The 26,924-nt window shown below is 43.7% G+C and carries 22 protein-coding genes and 1 pseudogene; 14 read left to right on the forward strand and 9 right to left on the reverse strand.

The annotated features are described in order from the left end of the window. Positions 1-269: 269 nt before the first annotated feature. The 3 genes from crtB to AC4II3_RS04590 all read right to left on the reverse strand — a co-directional run bounded on the left by crtB (position 270) and on the right by AC4II3_RS04590 (position 3,315). On the reverse strand, positions 270-1,199 hold the full coding sequence (gene crtB / locus AC4II3_RS04580; RefSeq protein WP_488009210.1) for a 15-cis-phytoene synthase CrtB: 930 nt from the start codon (positions 1,197-1,199) through the stop codon (positions 270-272). A gap of 42 nt (positions 1,200-1,241) precedes the next feature. After that, positions 1,242-2,720, reverse strand: a complete 1,479-nt coding sequence (gene pds / locus AC4II3_RS04585) for a 15-cis-phytoene desaturase (RefSeq protein ID WP_488009175.1) — start codon at positions 2,718-2,720, stop codon at positions 1,242-1,244. 232 nt (positions 2,721-2,952) lie between these two features. After that, complete coding sequence (locus tag AC4II3_RS04590) at positions 2,953-3,315, reverse strand: DUF4870 domain-containing protein (RefSeq protein ID WP_488009177.1); 363 nt, start codon at positions 3,313-3,315, stop codon at positions 2,953-2,955. A 489-nt stretch (positions 3,316-3,804) separates the two neighbouring features. Here AC4II3_RS04590 and prfC point away from each other — a divergent pair, with 489 nt between their 5' ends. The 7 genes from prfC (at position 3,805) to AC4II3_RS04625 (ending at position 12,367) form a co-directional block, all read left to right on the forward strand. Next, the gene (prfC, locus tag AC4II3_RS04595) at positions 3,805-5,433 is read left to right on the forward strand and encodes a peptide chain release factor 3 (protein WP_488009179.1); all 1,629 of its coding nucleotides are present in this window, start codon (positions 3,805-3,807) and stop codon (positions 5,431-5,433) included. A 518-nt stretch (positions 5,434-5,951) separates the two neighbouring features. Continuing rightward, positions 5,952-6,998: a glycosyltransferase family 2 protein gene (locus AC4II3_RS04600; RefSeq protein ID WP_488009181.1), complete on the forward strand. Its 1,047-nt coding sequence runs from the start codon at positions 5,952-5,954 to the stop codon at positions 6,996-6,998. Between the two features lie 127 nt (positions 6,999-7,125). Then, complete coding sequence (locus AC4II3_RS04605) at positions 7,126-8,718, forward strand: hypothetical protein (protein WP_488009183.1); 1,593 nt, start codon at positions 7,126-7,128, stop codon at positions 8,716-8,718. A 250-nt stretch (positions 8,719-8,968) separates the two neighbouring features. Beyond that, the gene (locus tag AC4II3_RS04610) at positions 8,969-9,418 is read left to right on the forward strand and encodes a helix-turn-helix domain-containing protein (protein ID WP_488009212.1); all 450 of its coding nucleotides are present in this window, start codon (positions 8,969-8,971) and stop codon (positions 9,416-9,418) included. 16 nt (positions 9,419-9,434) lie between these two features. Next, entirely contained in the window at positions 9,435-9,608 is a 174-nt protein-coding gene (locus AC4II3_RS04615) for a hypothetical protein (protein WP_488009185.1), read from the forward strand. 3 nt (positions 9,609-9,611) lie between these two features. Then, positions 9,612-10,565, forward strand: coding sequence for a lysylphosphatidylglycerol synthase transmembrane domain-containing protein (locus tag AC4II3_RS04620; protein WP_488029389.1), 954 nt, complete (start codon positions 9,612-9,614; stop codon positions 10,563-10,565). A 203-nt stretch (positions 10,566-10,768) separates the two neighbouring features. Then, positions 10,769-12,367 carry a sensor histidine kinase gene (locus AC4II3_RS04625; RefSeq protein WP_488009189.1) on the forward strand — a complete coding sequence of 533 codons (1,599 nt, stop codon included), beginning with the start codon at positions 10,769-10,771 and terminating at the stop codon, positions 12,365-12,367. 19 nt (positions 12,368-12,386) lie between these two features. Here AC4II3_RS04625 and ilvN read toward each other — a convergent pair whose 3' ends face one another. Next, entirely contained in the window at positions 12,387-12,917 is a 531-nt protein-coding gene (gene ilvN / locus AC4II3_RS04630; RefSeq protein WP_488009191.1) for an acetolactate synthase small subunit, read from the reverse strand. 445 nt (positions 12,918-13,362) lie between these two features. Here ilvN and AC4II3_RS04635 point away from each other — a divergent pair, with 445 nt between their 5' ends. Beyond that, a complete protein-coding gene (locus tag AC4II3_RS04635) occupies positions 13,363-13,704 on the forward strand; it encodes a BON domain-containing protein (protein WP_488009193.1) in 342 nt (113 codons plus the stop codon). Between the two features lie 18 nt (positions 13,705-13,722). Here the strand turns inward: AC4II3_RS04635 and AC4II3_RS04640 are convergent, their stop codons facing one another. Further along, positions 13,723-14,634: an alpha/beta fold hydrolase gene (locus AC4II3_RS04640; RefSeq protein WP_488009195.1), complete on the reverse strand. Its 912-nt coding sequence runs from the start codon at positions 14,632-14,634 to the stop codon at positions 13,723-13,725. Between the two features lie 217 nt (positions 14,635-14,851). Here AC4II3_RS04640 and infC point away from each other — a divergent pair, with 217 nt between their 5' ends. The 5 genes from infC to AC4II3_RS04665 all read left to right on the forward strand — a co-directional run bounded on the left by infC (position 14,852) and on the right by AC4II3_RS04665 (position 24,270). Then, positions 14,852-15,382, forward strand: a complete 531-nt coding sequence (gene infC, locus AC4II3_RS04645; RefSeq protein WP_008188853.1) for a translation initiation factor IF-3 — start codon at positions 14,852-14,854, stop codon at positions 15,380-15,382. Between the two features lie 221 nt (positions 15,383-15,603). Beyond that, positions 15,604-18,594 (forward strand): MFS transporter, encoded by a 2,991-nt coding sequence (locus AC4II3_RS04650; protein ID WP_488009198.1) that lies wholly within the window; start codon positions 15,604-15,606, stop codon positions 18,592-18,594. Positions 18,595-19,006: 412 nt separating this feature from the next. Beyond that, a complete protein-coding gene (locus AC4II3_RS04655; protein WP_293077037.1) occupies positions 19,007-19,498 on the forward strand; it encodes a Crp/Fnr family transcriptional regulator in 492 nt (163 codons plus the stop codon). Positions 19,499-19,618: 120 nt separating this feature from the next. Then, on the forward strand, positions 19,619-23,458 hold the full coding sequence (dnaE, locus tag AC4II3_RS04660) for a DNA polymerase III subunit alpha (protein ID WP_488009200.1): 3,840 nt from the start codon (positions 19,619-19,621) through the stop codon (positions 23,456-23,458). A gap of 146 nt (positions 23,459-23,604) precedes the next feature. Then, on the forward strand, positions 23,605-24,270 hold the full coding sequence (locus AC4II3_RS04665) for a hypothetical protein (RefSeq protein ID WP_488029390.1): 666 nt from the start codon (positions 23,605-23,607) through the stop codon (positions 24,268-24,270). A 165-nt stretch (positions 24,271-24,435) separates the two neighbouring features. On the opposite strand, the gene AC4II3_RS04670 is transcribed toward AC4II3_RS04665, so the two are convergent. The 4 genes and pseudogenes from AC4II3_RS04670 to AC4II3_RS04685 form a co-directional block, all read right to left on the reverse strand. After that, entirely contained in the window at positions 24,436-24,558 is a 123-nt protein-coding gene (locus AC4II3_RS04670) for a hypothetical protein (protein ID WP_488009204.1), read from the reverse strand. Between the two features lie 33 nt (positions 24,559-24,591). Further along, positions 24,592-24,645, reverse strand: a pseudogene (locus AC4II3_RS04675) (hypothetical protein); the annotation flags it as partial. A 75-nt stretch (positions 24,646-24,720) separates the two neighbouring features. Further along, complete coding sequence (locus AC4II3_RS04680; protein WP_488009206.1) at positions 24,721-25,824, reverse strand: RNA-guided endonuclease InsQ/TnpB family protein; 1,104 nt, start codon at positions 25,822-25,824, stop codon at positions 24,721-24,723. 207 nt (positions 25,825-26,031) lie between these two features. Next, positions 26,032-26,163, reverse strand: coding sequence for a hypothetical protein (locus tag AC4II3_RS04685; RefSeq protein WP_488009214.1), 132 nt, complete (start codon positions 26,161-26,163; stop codon positions 26,032-26,034). A 173-nt stretch (positions 26,164-26,336) separates the two neighbouring features. Here AC4II3_RS04685 and AC4II3_RS04690 point away from each other — a divergent pair, with 173 nt between their 5' ends. Further along, positions 26,337-26,918 (forward strand): DUF1997 domain-containing protein, encoded by a 582-nt coding sequence (locus tag AC4II3_RS04690; protein ID WP_488009208.1) that lies wholly within the window; start codon positions 26,337-26,339, stop codon positions 26,916-26,918. Positions 26,919-26,924 lie beyond the last annotated feature (6 nt).

Raw genomic sequence — 26,924 nt, forward strand, 5'->3', positions numbered from 1 at the left:
ATCGCTTCTATTTTACCCACCCCCCACACCCCACACCCCATACCCTGTCTAGTTTAATGCCTTGTTGTCACCCCCTGAGTCCTTTCCCCCTTGCCCCTTCTCCTTTTCCAATCCCAACTATCTGTAGCACAATTAGATAGAATCGATAGTATTTTGCCTTTGTATCCCAGCCTTTTGTCGCCCTTGGTCAATGGAAAAAAAAACCCATCGATATTATAGGATGGGGATTTTTTGATGGATTTTCCATTAAGGATTTGCCATGGCGCATGCTATAGAACTTGTGCCCTCAGCCAGGCTATCGGTAAGGATAACATCTTACGGAGTTTGGGGACATAGGCTCTTTGGCTAAATACATCGTAATGGTTGTATTCAATCACATTGAGAATTTTCTGATAGAGCATCAACGCAGACCAAACCGGCCAACGGGCATCACGGCTTAGGGCTCTAATACCTCTTTCTGCTTTGGTATAGTAATCCCTTGCCCGTTGAATTTGGAAACGCATCAGTTCCTGCCAACGGTCATCAACCACACCTTTGAACAAATCATCCTCAGTGTAATTAAACCGTTCCATATCTTCTAAGGGTATGTAAATACGACCTCGTCTAGCATCCTCTCCAATATCTCGGAGGATGTTAGTTAGCTGATTTGCAATACCTAATGCGATCGCTTCTCCCACTGGATTATAGGAATCTATTTGCTGATCCCAGGGTGCTTTACTAGTGGAGTTGTCAACCCCGAGTACAGCACTAGACATTAACCCCACCGTACCCGCCACCCGATAACAGTAAAGATTCAGTTCATCAAAGGTTTCATAGCGACTACGGTAGAGATCCATCTGCTGACCGGCAATCATATCCTTAAAGGGTTGAATATCTATGGGAAAGCGTTCTAGGGTATCGACCAAAGCCACATCATAGTCATCGATGGGATGTCCCGCAAAAATAGATTGCAGATGTTCTTCCCACTGATCTAGGGTTTCAGGAGTGGTTAAAGCCGCCTGGGGACCATCGACTAGTTCATCAGTTCGTCTGCACCAGACGTATATTGCCCAGATGGCTCTACGTTTGGCTTCTGGCATTAGTAGGGTGCCAAGATAAAACGTCTTAGAGTACTTCGCCGTAATCTGGCGGCATAATTCGTAGGATTTTGACCGGGAGGCCAGGTTTCTCATGGGCTGAGATTTGGGCAGTTGGAGCATTCTTAGCAACGTTGGAGATTGGAAGCTTTCAACTTTCATCCTTCAGCCCTCAGTACTGGCCCTTGGCATGGGTGAAGAGACTAACGGGGTGTCAATCTCTGCTTTCTGATTGCCGGCTAGTGGTTGAGCGCTGGTTTTTGAAAGCCTAGTGCTGTTGTTATTTATTGCCTGCGATGTCAGCTTACCAGAAAGTACGGCTCCTTCCATACTTGCTAGGTAACGTTGCATAGTGTAATCCCCGCTTAGGAAGAAATTGGCAATGGGTGTTTCTTGGGAAGGACGGTGGTTCTGGCGTCCTGGGGTTGCTTTATATACCGAACGGGGAGTCTTAACCACGTGGTATTTTAGCAGTTGAGCTGAGTTATCACTACCAAAATGCTTGGGGAACAGTTTCTCCAGTTCTGCTAGGGTGGCATTCACAATTTCGAGATCGGATTTGCCAATCCAATTTTTAGCAGGCGCTAAGACCAATTCCAACATTGAGCGGTCGGGATTGGCGTACTCCTTGCAGGTATTGCTCATATCAGCATAGACACTAAGCAGGGGTGAGCGAGAAAATAACAGATGGTCAATATCCGTCAGTTTGCGGTCAAACCACATCTGCAGGTTAATTACCGGTACCCCCTCTAGCCCATCCAGCTGTTTGAAAAATTCCATTTCACCCCAAGGTTTGGGGATCATCAGCTTCAAAGGGTCTACCGGCATAGCTGATACATAAGCATCCGCTGTCAGAACTTGATCGGGCGCTCCATTCAATCCCCGGATCAAGAACCCACTGACACTGTTGTCTGAATTGAGTAAAAATTCTTTAACTGGGGCATTCAAACGTACTTCTCCACCCCCCTGTGTGATATAATCAACAATAGGTTGGCAAAGCCGCTCGGTGGGAGAACCATCTAAGAATGCCATCTTGGAACCGTTCTTTTCCTGTAGGAAGCGGTTAAGAGCAGTTAGAATTATAGTGGACGAAATTTCATCAGGCCCAATAAAGTTTAGTGCCTTAGACATGGCGATGAAGACTTCCTTCTCTACTCGTGGTGGTACGTTCTGTTTTTTCAACCATTCCGAGAAGGAGTATTTGTCCATTTGTTCGACATACTTTTGCCCTTGAAGCATTGCCGGAATCAACCCTATCCCAAAGCGAATCTTCTCGGGCCAGGTCAGCATGTCGTTATTGCGCAGAATTGCCACAATCCCATTGACGGGAGCTGGTATATCCGGGAAGTCAAACCGGGAGTATGTTCCGGGTTGATTTGGCTGATTAAAGATCATGGTGTGCTCTTTCCACTGCAACCGGTCTTCAATACCGAGTTCTTTAATTAGCTGCAGCATATTGGGATAGGCACCAAAAAATATATGAAGACCAGTTTCATACCAGTCTCCATCTTGATCTTTCCAGGCTGCCACTTTACCGCCTAAAACATTTCGTCGTTCTAGGACAATCGGGGTGTGACCAGCGTCGATTAGATATTTAGCACAGGAAAGCCCTGCTAGTCCGGCTCCAGCGATCGCAACTCGCATGTGATGGTAATACTGTAAATTTTTCGCTTAGGGGTGTTCTTCTCATTATACTTTGCATTTCGTTACATTTTACATCTTCCAGGTTTTTCTCAGGGGTGCAAAAAGGGGGAAGTCCGGGACGAACGAAATTCTTTGGTCTGATGGCATTTTTCTGACCTGCTGTAATACTCTTTCTGCAACCATGGCATGCTCCCCCCTGTTCACTCAGGTTAACTAAAACCCTAGCGCTATTTTAAAGCACACGGAAAATAAATGGGTAGCGGTAGGATACATTGGGATCCCCAAGAATCTTGATAATTGCCATAATCGGCAGTACCCAACTGAACAGAAATAACAGAGGCAGCAAAAGCCAACCAATTAGGATAAAAGTCAAAACCCCAAAAATTACCCCGTATAACCATACATTGAAGTGAAAATTAAGGGATTCTTGAGCATTATCTTTGACTACTTGATCATCGGAGATTAACAAGATAGCCAAGGGAATTAAAACGGATACAAATGAGGCACTAATGAAAATAGCTCCGTGACATAATGCTGATAACAGCTTGCGCTTGTCGGGGTCATAGTCGATGTTATTTTTCTGGTCATACACCATAGCTTATCTCCTTGATTTAGATAATATATTTAATTTTTACTTACCAGTATTTTAGCGTCTATAACCCTATAGGATAGGTCGTAAAGTCCGTCAAAAATTAGGGATGATATCACGACATTATTATTGATGAGTTAGTAATTACTAGACTTATGGCAGAAGTAGGGAAAAGTAAATGGAAAAACAGGAATAGGGAAATTGGCTGGCTAGTTAGGTCTTTAAGAAAGACGTGAGTGTGTGGTGACCGGGTGGGTCGTGGGGCGCATAGAGAAATATACCTATTGGTCGTTAACAATTTTTATTCGTTGTTTTCCGGTTTATATCCTGAGGTGAAGTCCCAGGTTTGACCCTGAACTAAAAAAATATATACCTCTCAGGTAGGAAGTAGGGAATAGGGAAACAAACCTGTGTAGGTCATTACTATCAGAAACGCTATAATATATAGAGAATTATGTAAGAATTAAGCGAAAGTCCCCTATCTAGTCTTTTTGGATGTCCACTGAACTTGAAGCAGAATTGCTCAACGCTGTTGAACACCGCCGTAACTTTGCGATTATTTCCCACCCGGACGCGGGTAAAACCACATTGACAGAAAAATTGTTACTCTATGGTGGAGCAATTCACGAAGCCGGAGCAGTGAAGGCACGGCGAGCTCAGCGCAAGGCAACCTCGGACTGGATGGAAATGGAGCAACAACGGGGGATTTCGATTACCTCCACGGTGTTGCAGTTTGCCTATCTCGACTGTCAGATTAATTTACTCGACACACCCGGACACCAAGATTTCAGTGAGGATACCTATCGCACTCTGGCAGCAGCTGATAATGCGGTGATGCTGATTGATGCAGCAAAGGGTCTAGAGCCCCAAACCCGCAAATTGTTTGAAGTGTGCAAAATGCGATCGCTTCCTATATTTACCTTTGTCAACAAGCTTGACCGTCCCGCACGAGAACCCCTAGAACTCCTCGATGAGATTGAACAGGAGCTGGGCTTACAAACCTATGGGGTCAACTGGCCGATTGGCATGGGCGATCGCTTTAAAGGAGTGTTTGACCGCCGCAGACAACAAATCCACTTGTTTGAACGCACCGCTCACGGGTCCAGGGAGGCGAAGGATACGGTAGTTGATTTGGGAGACCCTCAGATTGAACAGCTCCTGGAACAAGACTTATATTATCAACTAAAGGAAGAGTTAGAAATTCTCGATGGTGTTGGTCCAGACCTGGATTTAGATCTGATTCATTCTGGTCAAATGACCCCTGTGTTCTTTGGCAGTGCGATGACTAATTTTGGGGTGCAGCTGTTTCTGGATGCTTTTTTGGACTATGCCCTGAAACCAGAATCTCGGAAATCCACAGTAGGCGATATTCCTCCAACTTATCCAGACTTTAGTGGCTTTGTGTTCAAGCTGCAAGCGAATATGGACCCCAAGCACCGGGATAGGGTGGCCTTTGTGCGGGTGTGTACGGGTAAGTTTGAAAAGGATATGACTGTCAGCCATGCTCGTACTGGTAAAACCGTCCGTTTGTCAAGACCCCAAAAGCTGTTTGCTCAAGACCGAGAATCCATTGATGTTGCCTATGCCGGGGATGTTATTGGTTTGAATAATCCAGGGGTGTTTGCGATTGGAGATACGATTTACAACGGTAAGAAGTTGGAGTATGAAGGTATTCCTTGTTTTTCCCCAGAGTTGTTTGCTTATTTGAAGAATCCTAACCCGTCTAAGTTTAAGCAGTTCCAGAAAGGAGTCAAAGAATTGCGGGAAGAAGGGGCTGTTCAAATTATGTACTCTGTTGATGAGTCGAAGCGGGACCCAATTCTGGCAGCAGTGGGACAGTTACAATTTGAAGTAGTCCAGTTTCGCCTCAGAAATGAGTATGGCGTAGAGACTAGGTTGGATATGTTGCCCTATAGTGTGGCTCGTTGGGTAGCCGGTGGCTGGGGAGCCTTGGAAAAAGCTGGGCGTTTGTTTAATACCGTGACAGTCAAAGATAATTGGGGACGTCCAGTCCTATTGTTCAAGAATCAGTGGAATTTGCAGCAAGTCGCAGGAGACCATCCAGAGTTGGATTTGAATTCTAGCGCGCCTGTGGTGTCTGGCTCTCAACCAAAGTCTACCTAGCATCATTGTGTTGCTTCCGCTAAAAGCGAACGCAAAGCTTCATCGCGTAGCGTGGCCGTAGGCCAATCGCATAATTTTAATAAAATCTAGCGCGATAGAGTAAAAAACGATAACTGGTAAGCTAATCATTAGTAATGCGTTGGCGTAGCGTGGCCGTAGGCCAATCGCTTAATTTCCATTAAACCAATCGATAGCACAAAATTCGATAGTGGTAAAACCATCAGCAGTTTTGCGATCGCGTAGCGTGGCCGTAGGCCAATCGCATAATTTTAAATAAAAATATAGCGCTATAGTAAATTACTATAATTTGGTTTCTCAACACAAATCTGTTAAGAACACAACTGTTGCTGCCCCGACTCCCGACTCCCGACTCCCGACTCCCTTGACTCCCAATTAAAAACTGCTATAATCCCCCAATAACCTACCATAATCGAGAAACCAAAACTCTTTTGCCTGCGTCTGCGATAATCAAAGGCACCAGAGTTTTTCCCATTGTTGAGCGTTAAGCGTCACCATCGATGACGAAACTAATTATTCAAATCCCCTGCTACAACGAAGAAAATAGCCTAGGGATTACCCTTTCGGTGCTTCCCCGTCAACTGAGGGGTGTAGATACCGTTGAGTGGCTAATTATCAATGATGGCAGTACAGACCGCACCGTAGACGTAGCCCGCTCCTATGGCGTAGACCACATTGTCAATTTTAAACACAATCAGGGACTAGCCAAAGCTTTCATGGCAGGAATCGAAGCTTGCTTGAAAGCCGATGCGGACATTATTGTCAATACCGATGCGGATAATCAGTACTGCGCTGATGACATTCCCAAACTCATAGAACCTATTATATCAGGTCGAGCCGAAATAGTGATCGGGGCGCGACCGATTCAGAAGATTAAGCACTTCTCCCCTATCAAAAAGTGTCTACAAAAATTCGGTAGTTGGGTAGTCCGAATTGCTAGCAATACTAATATCATTGATGCTCCCAGTGGATTCCGAGCCTTTAGCCGAGAAGCCGCCTTAAAGCTAAATGTCTTTAATGAATACACCTACACCCTAGAAACTATCATTCAAGCTGGACAAAAAGGCATCGCTATCACGTCTGTCCCAATCCGCACCAATCGCTATTTACGCCCCTCCCGTCTAGTCAAAAGTATCAGTGCCTATGTTAAGCGATCGCTAATCACTATCCTGCGAATCTCCATGACCTACAATCCCCTGAGATTCTTTATCACCTTGGGGACAATTCCATTTACTCTAGGAACCTTACTGGGGATTCGTTGGTTAATCCTATACTTCGCTGGTACTCCCAAAGCTCACGTACCCAGCCTAGTTTTAGCTGCTATTCTGATTCTAATGGGCTTTCAACTGTGGATATTTGGCTTAGTAGCAGATCTAATGGCAGTCAATCGTCAACTTCTAGAAGACATCCAACTGCGACTACGCCGATTGGATGTTGACTCCAATCGCACTCCCCATTGGCCATCCACCGGAAATCAACAACAGCGGGAAAACCGTGATGAGGGGGGAGAAGGAGAAGAATTTGTCAATAGTTTCTTGAATAGATAACAGTCCCATTGTTATAGTTAGAAGCTCTTAAGACTACTTGTTATAGTGGGAAACTCTTAAGAGTACTTTTGGCTGAAAAGAATTTATCACTCTCGGACTCTCGGACTAACGCACTCAGCAGTAAATAATGACCAGAGACCTATTCGCCCGTCACGCCCTAAACCAAATCCCTAAAATCCTTACCCTCCTAGACCGCAATCCCCACAGTCCCACCTACGGCTGCTTCGATCGTAATTTCTGGCACTATAAAATTATTGATTTCCCTAGTGGCATGGCACAGGAATTTGTCTGGCCTCTAGCACTAGCCTATCATACCGATTTCCCAGATAACCCGTTCTACCAGCAACCAGTAATTCTCGATTGGGTCGAAGCAGGGATACTTTTTGCTGCATCCAGTTCCCATCCCGATGGCTCCTGTGATGATTATTTCCCCTATGAGCGTGCTGCTGGAGCCGCCGCCTTTTCTTTATTGGCTAGCATCGAAAGTTACAAAGCCATGGGACTCCATAACCCCATTGCCTTACAATTCTTTGAAAAACGAGCAGATTGGCTAGCCCATCACATGGAAAGTGGACAGCTCAGCAACCACCAAGCCTTGATTGTCTTATGTTTAGACCTGCTATCGGAACTGTTGCATACCAATCAATGGGATAGAGCGCGATCGCAAAGGCTAGAGCAAGTATTATCCTGGCAAAGTCCCGAAGGTTGGTTTATAGAATACGAAGGCTGCGACCCAGGCTACCACACCTTAACCATTTCCTGTCTAGCCAGGATTTATCTGTTGAGACTAGACCCACGCCTAAAAGAAGCTCTGATCAAAGCTGTCGAATTAGCAGCACAATTCATCCATCCCGATGGTTCCTATGGGGGAGAATACACTAGCCGTAACACTTACAACTTTTTTCCCCATGGGTTTGAATTAGTAGGACGCTGGTTTCCAGAAGCCCTAGAGATTAATGACCGCTTCTTGGTGGGATTAGCTAATGGTCTTGCTCCTTGTTATGCCGATGATCACATTATTGGTCACCATACCTGGAATTATCTCCTATCTTGGCGAGATTTTGTCAGTAACCGACCCAAACCAACTCCCCGTCCCAGTGGTCGCGTATGGTTGAAAGACGCCAACATCCTAATTGACCGCCGTCGGGGAACAGAGCTTTATTTAGCTTTGAATAAAGGAGGCGTTTTTAAGATATTTCGAGACAATCAATTAATTGCTTCAGATACCCATTTTTCCCTACTAGTACAAGAAAGAGGTAAATTCAAAAATGCTGTCGGTCATCTGATCGATGACTATCAAGTTAAAGTCAGTGAGGATGAAATTCTGATTGAGGGAAACTTGGGATGGGCGAAACAGAAACAAATGACTCCAATGAATTTACTAATTCTGCGGGGAGTAATGTTAACGGTAGGACGCTTCTTTCCCAATTTAATTCGGAAATTATTACAGAAATTATTAATTACTGGTAAAAAAGAAGCTCCCTTCTGCTTTCGCAGATATTTTTATTGGCAAGGTGAGCGATGGTTAGTCATTGATGAATTACAAGCTAAGTCTTGGAAATCGGTACAAAGTGTCGGAATTGGTGGGGACCAGACATCCATTTATGTGGTCATGAGTCGTACCTTTCAAGCAGGACAATTACAACCCTGGGTTGACCTAAGTGATGAGGTGCAAACCTTGGATGATTATGAATGGTTGAAGTTCGAGCAGCGTTTTTGAGATCAGATTACCTCGAAAATACTGCTGAGTGCATCAGTGCTCAAATACTGTGTATTGAAGTTTTACAAAACTATAGCGCTATTTAATTTTCGCTAACTGCTGCATTACTTGCTCACAAAGCTATAGCGCTTTAATAAACCAAATTATTAAATTATGTAACATTTGTTTTAAAACACTAGCGCTATTTTAAAAAACTGTGTTAGATTTAAATCATGAAAAAAACAATAGCGCTAGATTAAAAGGCAAAGACATGGCAGCACAACAGATAACCACCATTGGCACCACTCAAGCAGCTTATCTTTTAGGTATTTGTGTCCAACGAGTTCGCCAACTTCTCAAAAGCGGCAGAATTAAGGGCGCTCAAAAAGTTGGCAGATTTTGGCAAATTCCCCTATTTAATGGGATGCCTAAAGTAATTCCCGGTAAGCGTGGACCAAAAGGAACCTGGAAAAAAGTTGCTCAAAAGGTGGCGACTTACATCCACGTCAACCAGCACATTATTAAGGAAAATAGAAAATACGATACTTACAAGCCTGTCCTGACTGTCAAACAAGGCAACCGTAACACCTACGGTCATTATGTAGAAATCAAAGGCCCATCTCGGTTAGTCTATCAACCCAATTGTCCAAAGCATTGTGGGGCTACGGTGTGGCTAGAAGTTGACCCCGCTGTTGAAATTCTGACTAAAGTTTTTGGTTAGCATCATATGTTGAAGTTTGTTCGCCTTTGGCGTTCCCCTAGGGAAGGTTGAAAGTTGCCTGTTGCCTGTTGCCTGTTGCCTGTTGCCTATTGCCTATTGCCTATTGCCTTTTGCCTATTGCCTGTTGCCTGTTGCCTATTGCCTTTTGCCTGTTACCTGTTGCCTGTTGCCTGTTGCCTATTGCTGCTAATCCATGAAACGACTCATCTCCATTGCCATCAGCCTAGTCATCCTAGGGGTAATTTATACCAAAATTGACTTTCCCCAACTGATCGCTGTATTTAAAGAATGCGATCGCATGTGGATGGCGATTAGTCTGGGCATGGTGATTCCGATCACCCTGTTCACGGCTTGGCGACTGCAACAACTAATGCCGACGGGTTCCCAACTCGGATTTTGGGAAGCCAATCGCCTGATTTTAGCTGCCAGTACCCTAAATATGGTCTTGCCCTCCAAAATGGGAGATATAGCTAAAGCCTACTTTATGAAGCAGCGGGGTAATTTAGCTGGGAGCTTGTCCTTAGCCATCGTTATTTTTGAAAAAGCTTGTGACATGCTGTCTCTACTGCTATGGTGTGTCTTTGGTTTATTACTTTATCCTGGGAAAAGTGGCTTTTTTTGGTTGATGACCGCTGGGATAATTTTCGGCTTAATTCTCGGGATTTTCCTCCTCAGTTCCCGCCAATTTGCCCATTTATTTTTCTTAGTGACCAAAAAAATTGCCCCAAAAAAATTCCGCTCAAAGCTAGAAACAATGCAAATGTCTTGGGGGGAAATGCACGGCTACTTCTGGCATGACCCCAAGCAGTTATTCAAAATTACCCTAACTTCAATTTTTATCTGGTTCTTACACTTATTGCAAATTTGGTTATTTATCCTTGCCCTCAACGCCTGGACACCCTTTTTAACCAATCTCGCTCTGTCCCCCCTAGCTATTCTAGCGGGATTGTTACCACTAACCTTTGCGGGGGTTGGCACCCGTGACGCTGCGCTAATTTTCTTTTACCAACCCTATTTTCCGGCTGCTACCGCTGCCGCCTTAGGGTTACTGTGTACTTCCCGCTACCTACTTCCAGCCATTGGTGGCTTACCTTTTCTAGGACAATATTTGACTGCAGTCCGCGACTTGGGAAAAAAGCCTTCTTAATTTGACGTTTGTCAAGGGGAGATCTATGTTAAATTTATTTAAATTCCGAGCAGTTTAGTTAATAGTTTTGTAAAAAACCCCTCAGGGATGGCACAATTCCCCAACAGCCAATACTATAGTCTGTACCGGAAACCCATCCTTCAAGAGGCAGCTGCAATGCTCAATAGTCATGGTCGTGAGGGAAAAAGGTGAGGCAACAATCTATGTTAATAAGTCCCGGAACTTTACCCCCTAGCTCTGGCAAGCGGGTCAAACCTAATCCAACGGTTCACAAAAACTTCACCAAGTGGAAAACTAGTTGGCAACCTACCAATCAGACACTAGCTGAGCCAATAATTGACCGTAAAAGAGTGGAAGAATCTCTCTTAGCAGTCCAACAGAGATATCGGTCTCTATTTGAAAACTCGACTGATGGTATCTTTCAAATTACGCCTGATGGTTACTATATAGCCTGTAACCCATCGCTAGCTAAACTATATGGCTATGAATCACCGACCCAATTTCTGAGTCATGTAACTGGTGTTGGGCAGTACCTTCACAAAGATACCCAGCGACGCTACCAATTCCTTGACCTACTGCACTCAAAGGGTTTGGTAGAGGATTTTGAATCCCAGGTCTATCGCCAAGACGGCACCCTAATTTGGATTTGCGAAAGTGCTTGGGCAGTGCGTGATGCTACTGGTTACATTCTATACTACGAAGGTTTAGTAAAAGATATTACTAAACAAAAATTAACTGAAGCAGCGTTACAAACAGCACAAGCCAAATTAGAAGCCCAAAGCCAGGAACTGGAGAATGTCTTAAAGAAGCTGGAACTGGCTCAAGACCAGTTAAAGCAAAGTGAAAAAATGTCCACCTTAGGACAGTTATGCGCGGGTGTTGCTCACGAAATCAACAATCCACTTAACTTTATCTGTGGAAATGTCACTCCAGCAAGGGACTATGGCGAGGATTTATTAAGACTGTTGGGATTATATGCCAAACACTATCCCCAGCCTGCAGCCGAAATTCAACAGTACGCTGATGCAATTGACCTAGATTTCCTGATCGAAGATTTTCCTAAAGCCCTATCATCTATGGGATTAGGTGCAGAACGCTTGCAACAGATTGTGCAGTCAGTGCGCCACTTTTCCCGACAGGATACCGATGAAAAGCAGCGCGTAAATATTCATGAAGGTATTGATAGTACCCTGACTATCCTCCATAACCGCTTAAAGCCCAAAGGAAAGAATCCCGGGATTACCGTGACCAAGGACTATGGAAAACTCCCTTTAGTGGAGTGCTACTCTGGTTCAATCAACCAAGTGTTGATGAACCTGCTGTGCAATGCCATTGATGCTCTAGAAGAGTCACAGGTTAACAGGTTCAAAGTTACAGGTTCTGCAGCTGTTCAAGCAGAGAGGTTCCAGGTTCCAGTTTCCCCTCAGTCTTCTGATGATTACCCACAAGGTATAAAGCAAAAAGCAGCAGCCCCCCCTAAGATCACCATTCGGACAGAATTTCTAGGCAGCGATGGTGATCAAGGGGACAGTTCTGGTGGACAGGTCGTGATCAGAATTATCGATAATGGTCCGGGAATGACACAAGAGGTCAAACAGAAGATATTTGAACCATTCTTCACCACCAAATCAATCGACAAGGGAACTGGCTTAGGGCTAGATATCTGCAAGAAAATCGTTGTTGAACAGCATGGTGGTCAAATCACATGTACCTCTAATCCGGGTAAGGGAACAGAATTTGCGATCGCAATTCCTGTGGGTTCATATCATAAAGGCTTGCAGGCAAAAGATCCGAACCAATGACTAACGACCAATAACTTAATTAATAACTAATTAAACTGTTAGCCTCCAAAGACTTGAGATATTCAGTATTGACTCTCGATTCTCGGGTTAGGGCGATTTGGCCAGTCCGGGCAATTTCACGGATACCAAACTTATTCAGCATTTGGGTTAGTGCTACCATTTTCCCAGGGTCTCCCACAACTTCTAGAGTTAGTGAATCATCAGATGTATCTACGACATGGGCACGATACACCTGGGCTAATTCAATAATCTCCGAGCGGGTGGAACTAGTAGTGTTAACCTTTAGCAGCATTAACTCCCTTTCGACACAGGGAATTGGGGTAATATCTTGTACTTTTAGGACATTAATTAGCTTATAGAGTTGCTTAGTCAGCTGCTCAATGCTGCTGTCATCTCCAGGTACTACCATAGTAATTCGAGATATACCAACCTGCTCAGTCGGTCCAACGGCCAGACTTTCGATATTGAAGCCTCTACGGGCAAATAAACCAGCAATGCGAGTTAGAACACCCGCTTCATCTTCAACTAAAACGGAAAGGGTATGTTTCATAGTTTGACTTAGGAGTTGGCTTGGGAGTGCTGGGGGCCTGTGTTGCCTAAATTGCTATCAGAGTGATTTATTGGTCAAACTGTTGACTGTTAAGTGTTGACTAGCCCCTTTTTTAAGGGGCGATAAGGCAGGAGCAACGGTTAACTGTTAAGTTTTTTGAAGCTAAGGGTCAACGGTCAACGGTAAACCAAATACCATTTTATCCAGGTTTTGAGTAACAAATAACTCTATAGCAATCCTAAATAGGTCGTGGCAATTTTGAAAACTGTGATCTTTGCTATACATGGGTTTCAAGCTTATCACCTGTCACAACTCAAATAGGATTGCTATAGTAACACAGTGCTGTATCTAAAGATATATTTTTTCTAAAACTAGGCAGCTAATTGGAAAATTCCTCGGTAAGATAAAAATCGTTAAAAACTGATTGGAGTGAAACCAAATATTTATGGGTTTTTTACAGCGGATTTTTGGATTTGGAAGCCCAGACGAAGCTCCCGCAGCTACTACCCCTTCACCAGATGCACCAGCAGGAGATGACATTCCCCCAGAGCGATTGGGGTTAAACGGAGAATACGACCAAAGCGGCCTTGCCAAGCGAGTTGTTTGGGCCTTTGACCAAGACAACGATCTCGATGACGAGGAGAGGCTCTGGGTTGCTCAAACTGGCGGTAAAGTTGTGCTAAAAGGAGAAGTAGCTAGCCAGGAGGTTCTAGATAAGATGGTTAGTGTTGCCTCCGGTGTGGATGGTTGCACGGATGTTGACACTGATCAAGTGAGCGTCGGCTAATAGGGATTTTGGGGATAATCAAACCTTAGCTCCCAACCACTCTAATAGGATCAGATTCACCTGTTCCGGACATTCATCGTGGGGACAGTGACCAGCATGATCTAACTCCAATAGCTCTAAATTAGAATTGAGTTTAACAAACTTGCGAGCTAACATAGGGGGAATCATCCGGTCTTCTAGTCCCCACATCAATAGCATAGGAATATCTAATTTAGGTAATAGGGATTTGACCGGTAGACTAAAGTTAGGAGCGGTCATCCCTCTCAAAAGTCTACTAAAGGTTGCCGCAGCTCCAGGATCGGTGGCAGGGACACTCAGAATTTCTACTAAATCATCTGTAACTGCCTCTGGATTAGCATAAGCTAACCCTGCCCATTTACGCACAATCCCTGGACGTCTTACCACGTAAAATAGGGTTTTGAGTAGCACTGGTGATGCCACTAGACTCTCAACAGTTGAGACTATCGGTCGGAGCCAACTAGGTATCGCTTCTTCTCGGGCTTGGAAATCTGGTAAATTAATCATCACCAGACCTTTAACCATCTCTGGATGGGTCGCTGCTGCTCCTAGACCAACTAGCGAACCAATGGAGTTACCTACTAACACTACCGGTTTTTGGATAAAAGTTTGCCAAAATTCATAAACCTGAGCTACCCAAAGGTCAATGGTATAGTCAACCGCAGCTTTCCGGGATGCCCCAAAACCCAGCAGATCTAAAGCATAAACGGTATGATGTTGACCGATTACCTCTAGGTTATTACGCCAATGCCCTACCGAAGCACCAAACCCATGAAGCAGAATAACTGGTGTTGTCGGCTGGACAGTTAGGGGTTGGGGTGGGCGAAAATAGGTATAACGGATCGGCCAACCCCGCCAGACCCAATCCCTTTGACTACCAACTCGTTGCTGCCAATGCAAAGATTTGGTCACAACCTGCCTCAACTTCAAAAATATTTACACGCGCCACTTGAGTCCATTATGCCTTCCCTATCAGCCAAAGGAGTAAGTTATAACTATTCCATAGGCCTTGGTTTCCTAAGTGATGTTAATAATTTGAACAGAAACAAGAAAGGAATCAGTAAAATGGCAAGTGTATGTAGTAAGTCTATTTTTTGATTAATCCACTTAAGAAAATAAACAAACGCCTGTGAGTGATAATAGAAGACGCCAACGCGATCTACCCCAAATTAACGAAAGAATAAGGTTTCCCAAGATTAGAGCCATTGATACCGATGGGGCACAGCTGGGTATAATCACACCTCAAGATGCCCTGCGGATCGCTGAGGAAAAGGAGTTAGATCTTGTCCTGGTTAGTGACAAGGCAGATCCGCCAGTGTGTCGCATCATGGACTATGGCAAGTACAAATTTGAACAAGAGAAGAAAGCCCGTGAAGCAAAGAAGAAGCAGCACACGGCTGATGTCAAAGAAGTGAAGATGCGCTACAAAATAGAAGACCATGACTACAATGTGCGGGTCAATCAAGCGGAGCGCTTCCTCAAATCTGGCGATAAGGTCAAAGCTACCATTACCTTCCGAGGTCGGGAAATCCAACATAGTAATTTAGCCCAGGCACTACTCGAGCGCATGGCTAAGGATTTACAAGAATTGGCAGAAGTCCAGCAAGCACCTAAGCGGGAAGGTCGCAACATGATGATGTTACTCTCCCCCAAAAAATAGTGGTTATAGTGATTGGTCATCAGTCATTGGTCATTGGTCATTAGTCATTGGTCATTAGTCATTGGTCATTAGTCATTGGTCATTAGTCATTGGTCATTAGTCATTGGTAACCACATGCCCAGGTGCCTGGAATTGAGACCTCAATACCCATGCACAGATCAAGCAGCTTAAAATACCAAGGACAACTGACTGAGGACTAGTCACGAAGGACTAATGACTCTATGAAATTGCCATCTCCGACTCGCCTGAAGGGTTACTGGATTAGAACAATCCTAGAGTGGGTGAATCTTCGCCCAGAAGAAGGCGAGCGGACATTGTTGATGTTCGTCTTCCATACCACCACTTCCATGGGACTGCTTTGGTTAGAGTACAGTGCCATTGCCTTGTTTCTAGAGAAATATGGCGCGAAGTGGTTACCGGTGATTTATATTGCTAGTTCCGTGATCTGCTCTGGGTTGGGAGTATTATACTCCTGGTTGCAGAGGATTTTACCCTTGAGGTCAGTCTTGGTAGCGATCGCTATCCTAGCTGCCTTACCCTTGTTAGTGTTCCGCGTAGGCTTGGAGATCGAGTATGGCTATATTACTGTAGTCACCATCTTTCTATTGCGATTGTGGATGGATGCCGTGTACATCCTCAATGACCTTAATTCCCAGGTCACGGCTAATCAGTTATTCAACATTCGGGAAATTAAGCGTACCTACCCCCTAATCTCCAGTGGGCTTTTGGTAGCTGATGTCCTCTCTGGCTTCTCATTACCTCTATTATTGCTGTTCGTGGGACTCAACAATGTGCTGGCTTTTGGGTCTGGCATGATGCTCATCGGAGCACTGACCTTGGTTTATATATGTCAGCACTACCAGCAAGCCTTTCCTAACTCCCCAGCACGACAGTGGGAAGAAATGGAGCCAGACTTCGCTGTGCGTCAGCCTAGTGAATCCCTCAGACGCTATGTCATCCCTTTATTTGCCTTTTTTATCTTAGGGGAAGCCCTGTACCTCCTAATTGAATTTCAGTATATGGGTCAATTGGAGGAAACCCTGGATGGTTCAGCAATTGCTGGTTTTCTGGGTATATTCAGTGGTACTTTGGGACTTTTTGAATTGGTGACCCAATGGTTTATCTCTAGTCGGGTGATTGATCGCTTTGGTCTTTTCCTAAGCGCTATGGTATTACCTGGTGCTTTATCTGTGATTGGCTTAGTGACCCTAGCTAAGATGGCAAGTTGGGTAAAGTTTGATATTGGGTTGCCTAGCTGGATAACAGGGCTATTTATTGGTGTAGTCTTACTCCGATTCGTTGATGAACTATTGCGATTTACTTTAGTAGCTAGTGTTGAACCGGTACTTTTCCAAGCCTTACCGTTAGGGTTACGGTCTGTGGTTCAAACTACTGTGCAAGGGATTGCTAAACCCATGACTACTGGCATTACTGGTCTTGGGATTTTAGCCACCATTGGGCTGCTAAATTGGGCTTTCCCCAATTTTGAGCCATTGCGGCATTGGGTGTTTATTTTCATGGTAGTGATTTTTGCCCTATTATGGCTGCTGAGTACCTGGTTAATGCGGGCTAATTATGGTTCATTGCTGCTGATCAATGCTGAGCAAGGACGTTTGGGTTCTGCCAATACCAATTTCCTGGATACTAAGACCGTCTTTGAGGAAGCGGTAAGACGACTGAAAACTGAGCCGAATAACCGCTCTGCTTACATTCAACTGTTGTCTCAAATCGCTCCAGAAAAAGCGAGTAAGGTTCTTTCTCCCTTGCTGGTAGAAATGTCTACAGATTTGCAGCGCCAGAGTTTAGAGGTGATGTTGCCCTATCCCAACCCAGATTGTCTAAAAGATGTGTCTGGGTTGATTGATCAAAGACCACCAGTAGAAGTCCTGGCCTTAGCATTGCGCTATTTTTGGCTGGCTCAGGAAGACCTGAATATTCGGACAATTAAGCCTTATCTACAACCGGCTGTTGACCCAACCGTAAGAGCTACAGCAGCTGCTTTAATTATGGGTCGGGGTACACCAAAAGAGAAGTTTGAAGCCGTCAAAACCCTGCGGCGGATGCTCACCTCAAAAAAAGAGCAAGAACGGTTAATGGGTACCCGAGCTTTGGCAGAGATGGATTACTTGGAATCCTTGGTGGTTTATATTGATAACCTGTTAAGGGATAAGTCATTAAAGGTACGGTGTGCTTGTTTAGATGTGATTGCTGCTAAACGATTTGAAAAGTACTATCCGTCTTTAGTCAAGGCACTCTACTACACATCTACCCGCAATGCTGCTCGTATAGCGTTGGTCAAACAAGGGGATGAAGCCATTCCTTTATTGAGGGTTTTGTCTGAAGATATTCACAAGCCAGACGTAGTAAGGCGGCAAGCTTGGATGGCTCTCGGTGAGATTGGCAGACTCCACGCCCTAACTGAAAAGGGTACTCCTGAAGCTATGAAGCATTTGGTGCAACAGTTGATGAGTAGTTGGGGGACAACCCGTCGTAATATTCTCACGATCTTGCTCAAGATTCCAGGGGAAGTTGGGATTGAAGCGGTGATGAACCAGTTAGGGCGTAGTGGTATAGAAACTTTAATTGAGCAAGAATTGATGTTTTTGGGTCAAATTTATGGCGCACTGCTGGATTTGACCTCAAAGAAAATAGCTGGACTGGAGGCAGATTTGCTGCGGCAGGGGCTTAATGATCTTCAACAAGATCTTGTAGAGGTGTGTTTCTTACTGATGAAGTTTCTTTATCCATCGAGTGCCATCAAAGCAGCTGAGTTTAATCTAGCATCCCATTCTCGCTCAAACATTGCCCTAGGGCTAGAAATTTTGGATAATACCCTAGATATTCCTAATAAGAAAGCATTTTTGTCAATTTTAGACCGGCGTTCTCTGAAAGAAAAATTAGCTGCCCTAGTGGATTTAGTACCTTATCAACCCATGAATGTAAGCGATCGCTTACGTCGCTTAATCGAGTTACGACATTTTCTGTCAGATTGGCCCCTAGCCTGTTGTTTTCATGTGGCCAGAGCAGCACGCTGTTCCCTAGCACCAGCAGCGGCTCTAAGTTGTCTACGTCATCCTACCGGTTTTGTGCGGGAAGCGGTTGTGGCTTATCTCAAAGAGATGTCACCTCGTGCTTGTGCAGAGTTATTGCCAGTGCTTAGGAATGACCCAGACCCTTTGGTAGCTGCTCAAGCACAAGAGATAATCGGATAGTTTGATCAGTATAGTTGCCTATTGTTTGTAAACTTTGCTGGCATCATCTCTAATCTCTAATGTCTGATGGCAGTGGACAGTAGACCATGACGTTCAATAAGGTCTGAAAGTAAGCTATCAGCTATCAGCTATCAGCTATCAGCTATCAGCTATCAGCCATTGGCCTGTGGCCAAGCTACTTGAGGTGCGAACAGCTTTTGAATAAAATAAGCTGACCGCTGACCGCTGACCGCTGAATACTTACGTCTGAAATTACTACAGTACAGTGGTTGAATCTTAATTTCACCCCTTAATACCACCTCATGGTCTAGTCAGCCATTAACTATAAACAATTATCCCTATGGGTTAAACTTGTATTTTACTACAGCACGGCTATTCGCTAGCAGCCAACCGCAAACCCAACCACTAACCAATGTTATCTAGCATTGATCGTTTAATTTTTATCAGGGGTGTCCCAATTTTTCACGAATTGCGGGACGATTTTCTGATGCGACTAGCCTCTGTGATGGACGAGCTAGACTTTCCTTCTAACCATACCATCTTTGCTCAAGGGGAAGAGGGTAGGGAACTTTATATTGTAGTCTCAGGTTTGGTAAGAGTTCACATTGGTGAGCGGAATTTGGCACAGTTCAAGCAAGGAGCGTGCTTTGGGGAGATGTCCTTGTTTGATGCAGAACCTCGTTCCGCTTCTGTGACCACGATCGAACCTTGCCATTGTTTGATGTTGACACAGCTACAACTTTATGATGCCATTGATGAGACACCAGAATTTGCAATTAAGATTATTCGTATGTTGTCCCGCCGTATTCGCGAACTTAACCGAAATTTGAATGCTGATCAGGTTAAAAATCCACCATCGGAGTTGAGAAGGGTTGGAAGTCGTTTAACTGATTTCCGTGCTTAAGATAAGCCTAGTTTTTTGGGACTAGTTTTTTTGGGACTAGTTTTTTGGTACTAGACCTGGCTCGTAAGTCCGTTAATCATTCAAATAATCAGCAACATCGGTTTATAATTAACAGTAACTATGTCTTTTGTTGGTCTACACATTCACAGTGATTATAGCCTACTGGATGGAGCATCTCAGCTACCAGCACTGGTGGATCGAGCTGTTGAGTTGGGAATGCCTGCGATCGCACTGACAGATCATGGTGTGATGTATGGTGCTATTGAACTGATTAAAGTTTGCCTAAAAAAGGGCATTAAGCCGATAATCGGTAACGAAATGTATGTGATAAACGGTGATATTGAGGTCAATAAGCGTTACCGAAAATATCATCAAGTTGTCTTAGCAAAAGATACCCAAGGGTACAAAAACTTAGTAAAAATAACAACTCTTTCTCACCTCAAAGGGATGCAGGGCAAAGGAATTTTTGCTCGTCCCTGTATCAATAAAGAATTACTGAAGCAATATCACGAAGGATTAATTGTTACCAGTGCTTGTTTGGGGGGCGAAGTGCCCCAAGCTATCCTAAAAGGTGACTTAGATGAAGCCCGTAAAGTAGCTAAGTGGTACCAAGAGGTTTTTGGGGATGATTACTATTTAGAGATTCAAGACCACGGCTCTGTAGAAGACCGAGTGGTTAATGTTGCGATTGTCAAAATCGCTAATGAATTAGGAATTAAAATTATTGCGACTAATGACTCCCACTTTATCTCCTGCTATGACGTAGAAGCTCATGATGCTTTGCTGTGTATTCAAACCGCTAAACTGGTTACGGAAGAGAAACGGATGCGCTATAGTGGCACGGAGTATCTCAAGTCAGCAGAGGAAATGAAACGGCTGTTTCGAGATCACTTAGCGGCCCAGGTGATAGAGGATGCGATCGCAAATACCTTAGAAGTGGCCGATAAAGTCAAGCACTACAATATTCTGGGAGAGCCTCGCATCCCAGACTACAAGGTATCCAAGGATTATACCCCTGACACCTATTTAGAAGAAATTACCTGGAATGGACTGATGAAGCGGCTAAAGTGTCGCTCTCGTAGTGAAATTGATCCAGTGTATAAAGCACGGCTGGAGTATGAGTTAAAAATGCTCCAGCAGATGGGGTTTTCTACCTACTTTTTAGTGGTTTGGGACTACATCAAATATGCCAGAGACAATGATATTCCCGTTGGTCCGGGTCGTGGTTCAGCAGCAGGTTCCCTAGTGGCTTATGTCCTAGAAATTACCAACATTGATCCTGTACATCATGGGCTACTGTTCGAGCGCTTTCTCAATCCAGAGCGGAAATCAATGCCAGATATTGACACAGATTTCTGCATTGAAAGACGGGATGAGGTGATTAAATATGTTACTAATCTCTATGGTGAAGACCGAGTAGCCCAGATTATTACATTTAACCGCATGACCTCTAAAGCGGTATTAAAAGATGTAGCGAGAGTGTTAGGAATTTCTTACCAAGACTCTAATCGTATGGCTAAGATGATTCCAGTGGCGCGAGGTAAGCCAGCCAAACTCTCAGTGATGATTTCTGATCAAACACCAACACCAGAGTTTAAAGAGGCTTACGATCAAGATCCGGAAGTGCGTCGCTGGGTGGATATGGCGATTCGGATTGAAGGAACAAATAAAACCTTTGGTGTCCATGCTGCTGGTGTGGTTATTTCAGCAGATCCCTTAGATGAAATTGTGCCATTACAACTGAATAATGATGGTGCAGTGATTACCCAGTATTATATGGAAGACCTGGAAGCTCTGGGACTCCTGAAAATGGATTTTTTAGGACTAAAGAACTTAACCACTATTCAGAAAACCAAAGAGTTAGTTGAAAAGACTCAAAATCTTAAACTGGATTTAGATCAGATTCCCCTAGATGAAATTAAAGCTAAGAAAATTTTAGACAAGGGTGAACAGAAGAAAAAACCCCTAGATATTCAAAAAACTTATGAGCTCCTAGAGAAAGGCCAGTTAGAAGGAGTCTTCCAATTAGAATCTTCGGGAATGCGTCAGGTAGTGCGAGACCTGAAACCTGACAGTATTGAAGATATTTCTTCAATTCTCGCTCTTTATCGCCCTGGTCCTCTGGATGCTGGTCTGATTCCTCAGTTTATTAATCGTAAACATGGTCGAGAAAAAGTAGAGTATCAACATCCTCTATTAGAGCCTATTTTACAGGAGACTTATGGAATTCTATGTTTACCGAAAGGTACGTTAATTGATCAGCCCGATGGTTCTTATGTGCCCATTGAAGAAATTAAATCTGGCGACCTAGTATTAACCTCTGATGGTAAACAAGTTTGGCCAGCAAGGGTAGCTAAGCAATGGCGCAGTGGTATCAAAGATATCCTGAAAATTACCCTATCTAGTGGTACAGTTATCTATTCCAGTAAAAACCATCGCTTTTTAACACCAGATGGAGACAAATTTGCCTATGAGCTGAAACCAGTAAACCCAGTCGTCAAGAATGCTCATGGTTTGGGTTCTCAAGTTTATGAAAAATATCCCGGAGCCAGCAACAGTTTAGACCCGGTGGTGCGTTACGGGACGGGCTGTTCCAAAGCTGGCTACGAGGTGGAAAATCAGGGCGAGCCCGTCCCTAACGCACCCTACGGAACTCTACAGGCAACCCTATCTAGACCGAAAGAGTCACAGTACAAGACTTGGGATGTTCGGATAGTTTATGTTACCGCTGTGGAAGAGAGTGGGCAAGAAGAGTGTTTTGATCTACAAATGGAGGAACAATCTTCCCCATACTTTCTGGCTCATGGCGTAGTCGTTCATAACTGCTTTCAGGAAAGCATCATGCGGATGGCGCAGGATTTGGCCGGTTATTCTCTAGGTCAAGCGGATTTACTGAGGCGGTGTTTGAGTGGATCAACTGAGATAGTGGATCCAGCAACCGGTCGTTTAGTTTCCCTGAGGGAGATTGCTTCTAAATCTAGTTACTGGTTGGGACGAAAGGTTTTTTCTCTGAATTTAAAGACCAAAAAAATTACCCAACAACCAATTATCGAAATTCATCCTAATGGGATTCGTGATGTTTGGGAGATTACTACCAAAACTAACCGCCACATTCGCGCCACCGATGATCATCTTTTCTACACCACTCTAGGATGGAAGCCTCTGAAAGAGTTTACTATAGGAAGCGCCATCGGTTTAGCTAAAGCATTACCAATTCCCTATACTCGTGAACTGTCGAATAGTAAAGTTAAGCTAACTGATAATATCATTAGACTTGTTTCAGAAGTCGGGAACAGGGAACAGTTAACAGCTAAAAGTGGAAACGAATTAACTAAAACAGTGGCGACTCCGAGTTTAGCACGTCACCAAGGTATTGCTGACTCAGATATTTTCTGGGATGAGATTTTTGAGCTGAAGTATCTTGGCCAAGAGGATGTTTTTGATTTAAGTATTGCTGACACTCATAACTTTATTGCCAATGACTTTATTGCTCACAATTGCATGGGTAAGAAGAAAGTGGCTGAGATGCAGAAGCATCGGGAGATTTTTATCGATGGTTCAACCAAAAATGGCGTGACTCAAGACATAGCTGAAGAGTTATTTGACCAAATGATTAAATTTGCCGAATACTGTCTCAGCTATGATACGGAGATTATCACAGTAGAGTATGGTCCGATGGCGATTGGTGAGATTGTCGAAAAAGGTATCCCATGTACTGTTTATAGCGTTGATAGTAATGGCTATGTGTATACCCAACCTATTGCTCAGTGGCATAACCGGGGAGAGCAAGAGGTGTTTGAATATACTCTAGACGATGGCTCAGTGATTCGAGCCACAAACGATCATAAGTTTATGACCATTGATGGTCAAATGCTGGCCATTGATGAGATATTTGAGGGAGGATTGGAGTTGAAAAAGTTAGCAGAATTACCTGTAGGGTTAATTGAGCAAGTTAGTTAATGTTTATCTAGTTTTGTTAAGGTAATAACCGCATAATAACGCTTTCAGATATTAAGAAATAATTCGCCAACAGCATCTTGACCACCCAACCCGGATTGTGTATAATTTATGCATAAATTTCACAAACTAAACATTAATAAATCAAAATGCTACTTAAATTAGTTAAGATAGTTAAGAATGGATGGAATATCAAGTTTTTGTTGATGGCTACATCCTTACTAACACTTTTATCTTCTCAACCTGCCTTTGCTAATCAGGCATGTTCTACTGTTGAGTTTAATGGTTCGGCTGCCAAGCTTCGTTATAGGAATATACAAGGGGATGCAAGTAGCAGGACAATTTCCCAATCTAATTCAGTTAGAGGTTGGAGTTATAAAGGTCGTCTAGCTAGTTACGTTATATTCAACGGTAGTAAATCAGTTGTAATTGTAGAGGAATTTAATCCAGACACAGGACAATTCGGTCGTAAACTAGCGACTATTAATATTTCAAATAGTGATAGCATTCGCGGATGGGATTGGGATGAGGGAAAAGGAATAGCATCATTTTTGTTAGTAAATAGCTCAGGAACTTTCGTAGCTGTAGAAAAGTTTGGTCTATCAGGATTCGGTTCTCGAATAGCAACAGTAAAACTTTCTAATAGCCCTTTAAGTAAATTGGGTTCTTCTTGGACATGGGATGGTACCTTGGCTGAATACACTTTAAATGGTACAACTAAAGTCGAATATTTTGATGGGGATTCTTGGGGTTCTCAACTTCCTAACAAGAGCTCATTTGTTGGGAATAATCTAGTTGGAAGAAGTTGTTACTAAGAATGTAAGCATTCAGCTTATGGGTATCGGCGCACGCTACTTGAGGTGCCATTGGCCAAGGCCAATGGCCACGCTACGCGAACGCGAACAGTCTGCATAGGTAAGCATTCGTTTAATCACTATTACAAAAACTTGATGGCTGATAGCTGAATGCTTAGATAACTACTAACTATTAATACTTAAAATCACATCGTTACTGCCACCACCAAGAATATCATCACCATCTCCGCCATCTAGATAATTATTACCTTCTGTTGTCGAGGAAGACGAAAATGCAATGGCGATCATATCATTTTTAGGGTTGATAGTAATAGCTAATTCTCCGTAAAGAGAATCATCGCCACTACCACCAGCGATCGCATCATTACCTGCTCCATCAAACGTCTACAAAGCGTCACATAACGAGACTTTGTGTGTTGATTTCCTGCTTCAACGGGGGCATGGGAGCGGTTAACCCTCAGCAGGCTTACGAGTCGAGCCGTACTCGTTATAGCTTTCTAGGTTCATTGAGGCATTCCAATCCCGATCAATCTTATTTCCACAGCAACCACACTCATAAATCCTTTCAGATAAAGGCATTGGCTGTTTATTTCCGCATGATGAACATAATTGACTAGATGGAAAGAACCTGTCAGCTACTACTAACTTGGCACCGTAGCGTTCACACTTATACTGAAGTTGCCGCCTGGCTTCATACAGTCCTAGATCACCGATAACTTTGGCTAATTTATGATTAGCCATCATCCCAGAAACGTTTAAATCTTCTATGACAACTACACTGTGGTTTTTAGCTATATAAGTGGTCATCTTGTGAAGATAATCTTTTCGGATATCAGCAACTCGACGGTGAAGTTTCTGTACTTCAAGCTTGGTTTTTGAGTAATTCTGAGAGCCTCTTACTTTTTTAGATAATTTCCGTTGAACTCTAGATAATTTCCGTTGAGCGTTGCGGTAAGGCTTAAGTCCTTCAAACTCTACACCAGAGCTTAATACAGCTAGGGTTTTTATCCCAAAATCCACACCAACTCTTTCTCGTTCTTTAAGTGTTGGTTCAAAGGTCTTTTCCATGGAGAAGCTAATATACCACTCCCCGGCTTTTTTGTAGATTGTGACTTTTTTAGTTAGACAATCTGGTAGGGGTTCAAACGTTCTAACCTGCTTCAGGAAGGGTAAGTTATGAATTAGTCCACCTAATCGAATCGGTCTCCCTGAATTATCGATAGTAAAGCGATCATTTCTACCCTTGCATTTGAATCTAGGGTACTTACCCCATCCTTTGAAAAACCTTTTGAATGCTTCCCCTAAATTGATGAACGCATATTGGTAAACCTTTGAGGATAATTCCCTCATCCAGGGATACTCAGGTTTGACATGGTTGGTAAATAACCGCTTTAGGGTTTTAATGTTAGGCTTTAACCCTTCATTGTAGGCATCTTTCCACATCGCTAAACCCCAGTTGTACACCCACCGACTAAAACCAGCGTGTTTGGCCATCAAAGTTTTTTGACGGTTGTTAAGCTTCAGTTTTGTCGTGTAAGAGTGATTGGGAGCCATAGCGTCTTAGCCTGTTCTCACCTAGTATTATACCCACAAAACCGCTCAATGAGCAAGGGCGAATACTGGTTAAAAGTAAGGCTAAAAGAACATGAACACGGTCAGCTACAAAGCTCGAACGCAGACGTCAATGGTTGGTCTATGTCTCAGGGGGCGAATATATCCGCAAGCTACTGAAAACAGACGCAAAGTAACGCTAACTATTTACTAAGTCCCAACTCCCTTACCGTTAAGCAAATCGTTGTCATTTTTGCCGTCAATTAGATCATTACCATCCCCAACGTTGAGGGTATCGTTACCATCCCCACCTGTCAGAGTATCAGTAACGGTTGAGGGAATCGTGGAAGCAGAAAAAGACGATTAGAAATCTATAGAAAAATCTCTAGAAAATGAAAAAAAAGTATTCTCTGGGGTAACATGCTCCGGTAAAATGAAAACTCTAATACCAAAACTGAAGAATTGTAAAGTAATATTAAGTAAAGGCATACATTGTATTGAGTGTTTTTTCCTCTATGACCACCCAGTTTTTTGCTTCCCAGTGTGTGGAAATGACTGTGCCACAGGAATCTGTGCCAATTCAGCACTACTTGCGTCAGCCGGAACGGATAGTTTATGCGATCGCAGACCTGAATCGCATCCAACAACTGACTCAGAAGCGCTTTCGGCTGAAAATGAATCCATTACACTTTATGTCCTTGACATTTCAGCCCACGGTAGATCTAGAAGTGTGGGCAGAATCTGACGCTACCGTTCATCTGAGGTCTATCGGTTGTGAAATTATAGGATTGGACTACATCAATCAACGCTTTGCACTGCAATTAACCGGAAAACTGCATCCTTGGGAAGATCACGGAGTCACTAAGCTCACCGGCAGAGCGGATTTAACGGTCAAGGTTGATGTGCCCTTACCTTTTTCCCTTACTCCCAAGCCAATCTTAGAAACCACTGGCAATGGTTTGCTCAAAAGCGTTTTGGTCAGGATTAAGCAAACCTTGATGCACCAGCTGTTGTTGGATTATCGTCAATGGGCTCGCAATGGCACCCAAACCAATATTTATAGTCAGCAGCAAGCACCAGGCGCTCCCGCGACTTGATCTAGC

It is taken from the genome of Moorena sp., from assembly GCF_982860115.1.

Bases quoted from the DNA above. Each gene is read 5' to 3' on its own strand.
- crtB (WP_488009210.1), bottom strand. From the start codon at position 1,199: ATGCTCCAACTGCCCAAATCTCAGCCCATGAGAAACCTGGCCTCCCGG.
- pds (WP_488009175.1), bottom strand. From the start codon at position 2,720: ATGCGAGTTGCGATCGCTGGAGCCGGACTAGCAGGGCTTTCCTGTGCT.
- AC4II3_RS04590 (WP_488009177.1), bottom strand. From the start codon at position 3,315: ATGGTGTATGACCAGAAAAATAACATCGACTATGACCCCGACAAGCGC.
- prfC (WP_488009179.1), top strand. From the start codon at position 3,805: ATGTCCACTGAACTTGAAGCAGAATTGCTCAACGCTGTTGAACACCGC.
- AC4II3_RS04600 (WP_488009181.1), top strand. From the start codon at position 5,952: ATGACGAAACTAATTATTCAAATCCCCTGCTACAACGAAGAAAATAGC.
- AC4II3_RS04605 (WP_488009183.1), top strand. From the start codon at position 7,126: ATGACCAGAGACCTATTCGCCCGTCACGCCCTAAACCAAATCCCTAAA.
- AC4II3_RS04610 (WP_488009212.1), top strand. From the start codon at position 8,969: ATGGCAGCACAACAGATAACCACCATTGGCACCACTCAAGCAGCTTAT.
- AC4II3_RS04620 (WP_488029389.1), top strand. From the start codon at position 9,612: ATGAAACGACTCATCTCCATTGCCATCAGCCTAGTCATCCTAGGGGTA.
- AC4II3_RS04625 (WP_488009189.1), top strand. From the start codon at position 10,769: ATGTTAATAAGTCCCGGAACTTTACCCCCTAGCTCTGGCAAGCGGGTC.
- ilvN (WP_488009191.1), bottom strand. From the start codon at position 12,917: ATGAAACATACCCTTTCCGTTTTAGTTGAAGATGAAGCGGGTGTTCTA.
- AC4II3_RS04635 (WP_488009193.1), top strand. From the start codon at position 13,363: ATGGGTTTTTTACAGCGGATTTTTGGATTTGGAAGCCCAGACGAAGCT.
- AC4II3_RS04650 (WP_488009198.1), top strand. From the start codon at position 15,604: ATGAAATTGCCATCTCCGACTCGCCTGAAGGGTTACTGGATTAGAACA.
- AC4II3_RS04655 (WP_293077037.1), top strand. From the start codon at position 19,007: ATGTTATCTAGCATTGATCGTTTAATTTTTATCAGGGGTGTCCCAATT.
- dnaE (WP_488009200.1), top strand. From the start codon at position 19,619: ATGTCTTTTGTTGGTCTACACATTCACAGTGATTATAGCCTACTGGAT.
- AC4II3_RS04665 (WP_488029390.1), top strand. From the start codon at position 23,605: ATGCTACTTAAATTAGTTAAGATAGTTAAGAATGGATGGAATATCAAG.
- AC4II3_RS04670 (WP_488009204.1), bottom strand. From the start codon at position 24,558: ATGATCGCCATTGCATTTTCGTCTTCCTCGACAACAGAAGGTAATAAT.
- AC4II3_RS04680 (WP_488009206.1), bottom strand. From the start codon at position 25,824: ATGGCTCCCAATCACTCTTACACGACAAAACTGAAGCTTAACAACCGT.
- AC4II3_RS04690 (WP_488009208.1), top strand. From the start codon at position 26,337: ATGACCACCCAGTTTTTTGCTTCCCAGTGTGTGGAAATGACTGTGCCA.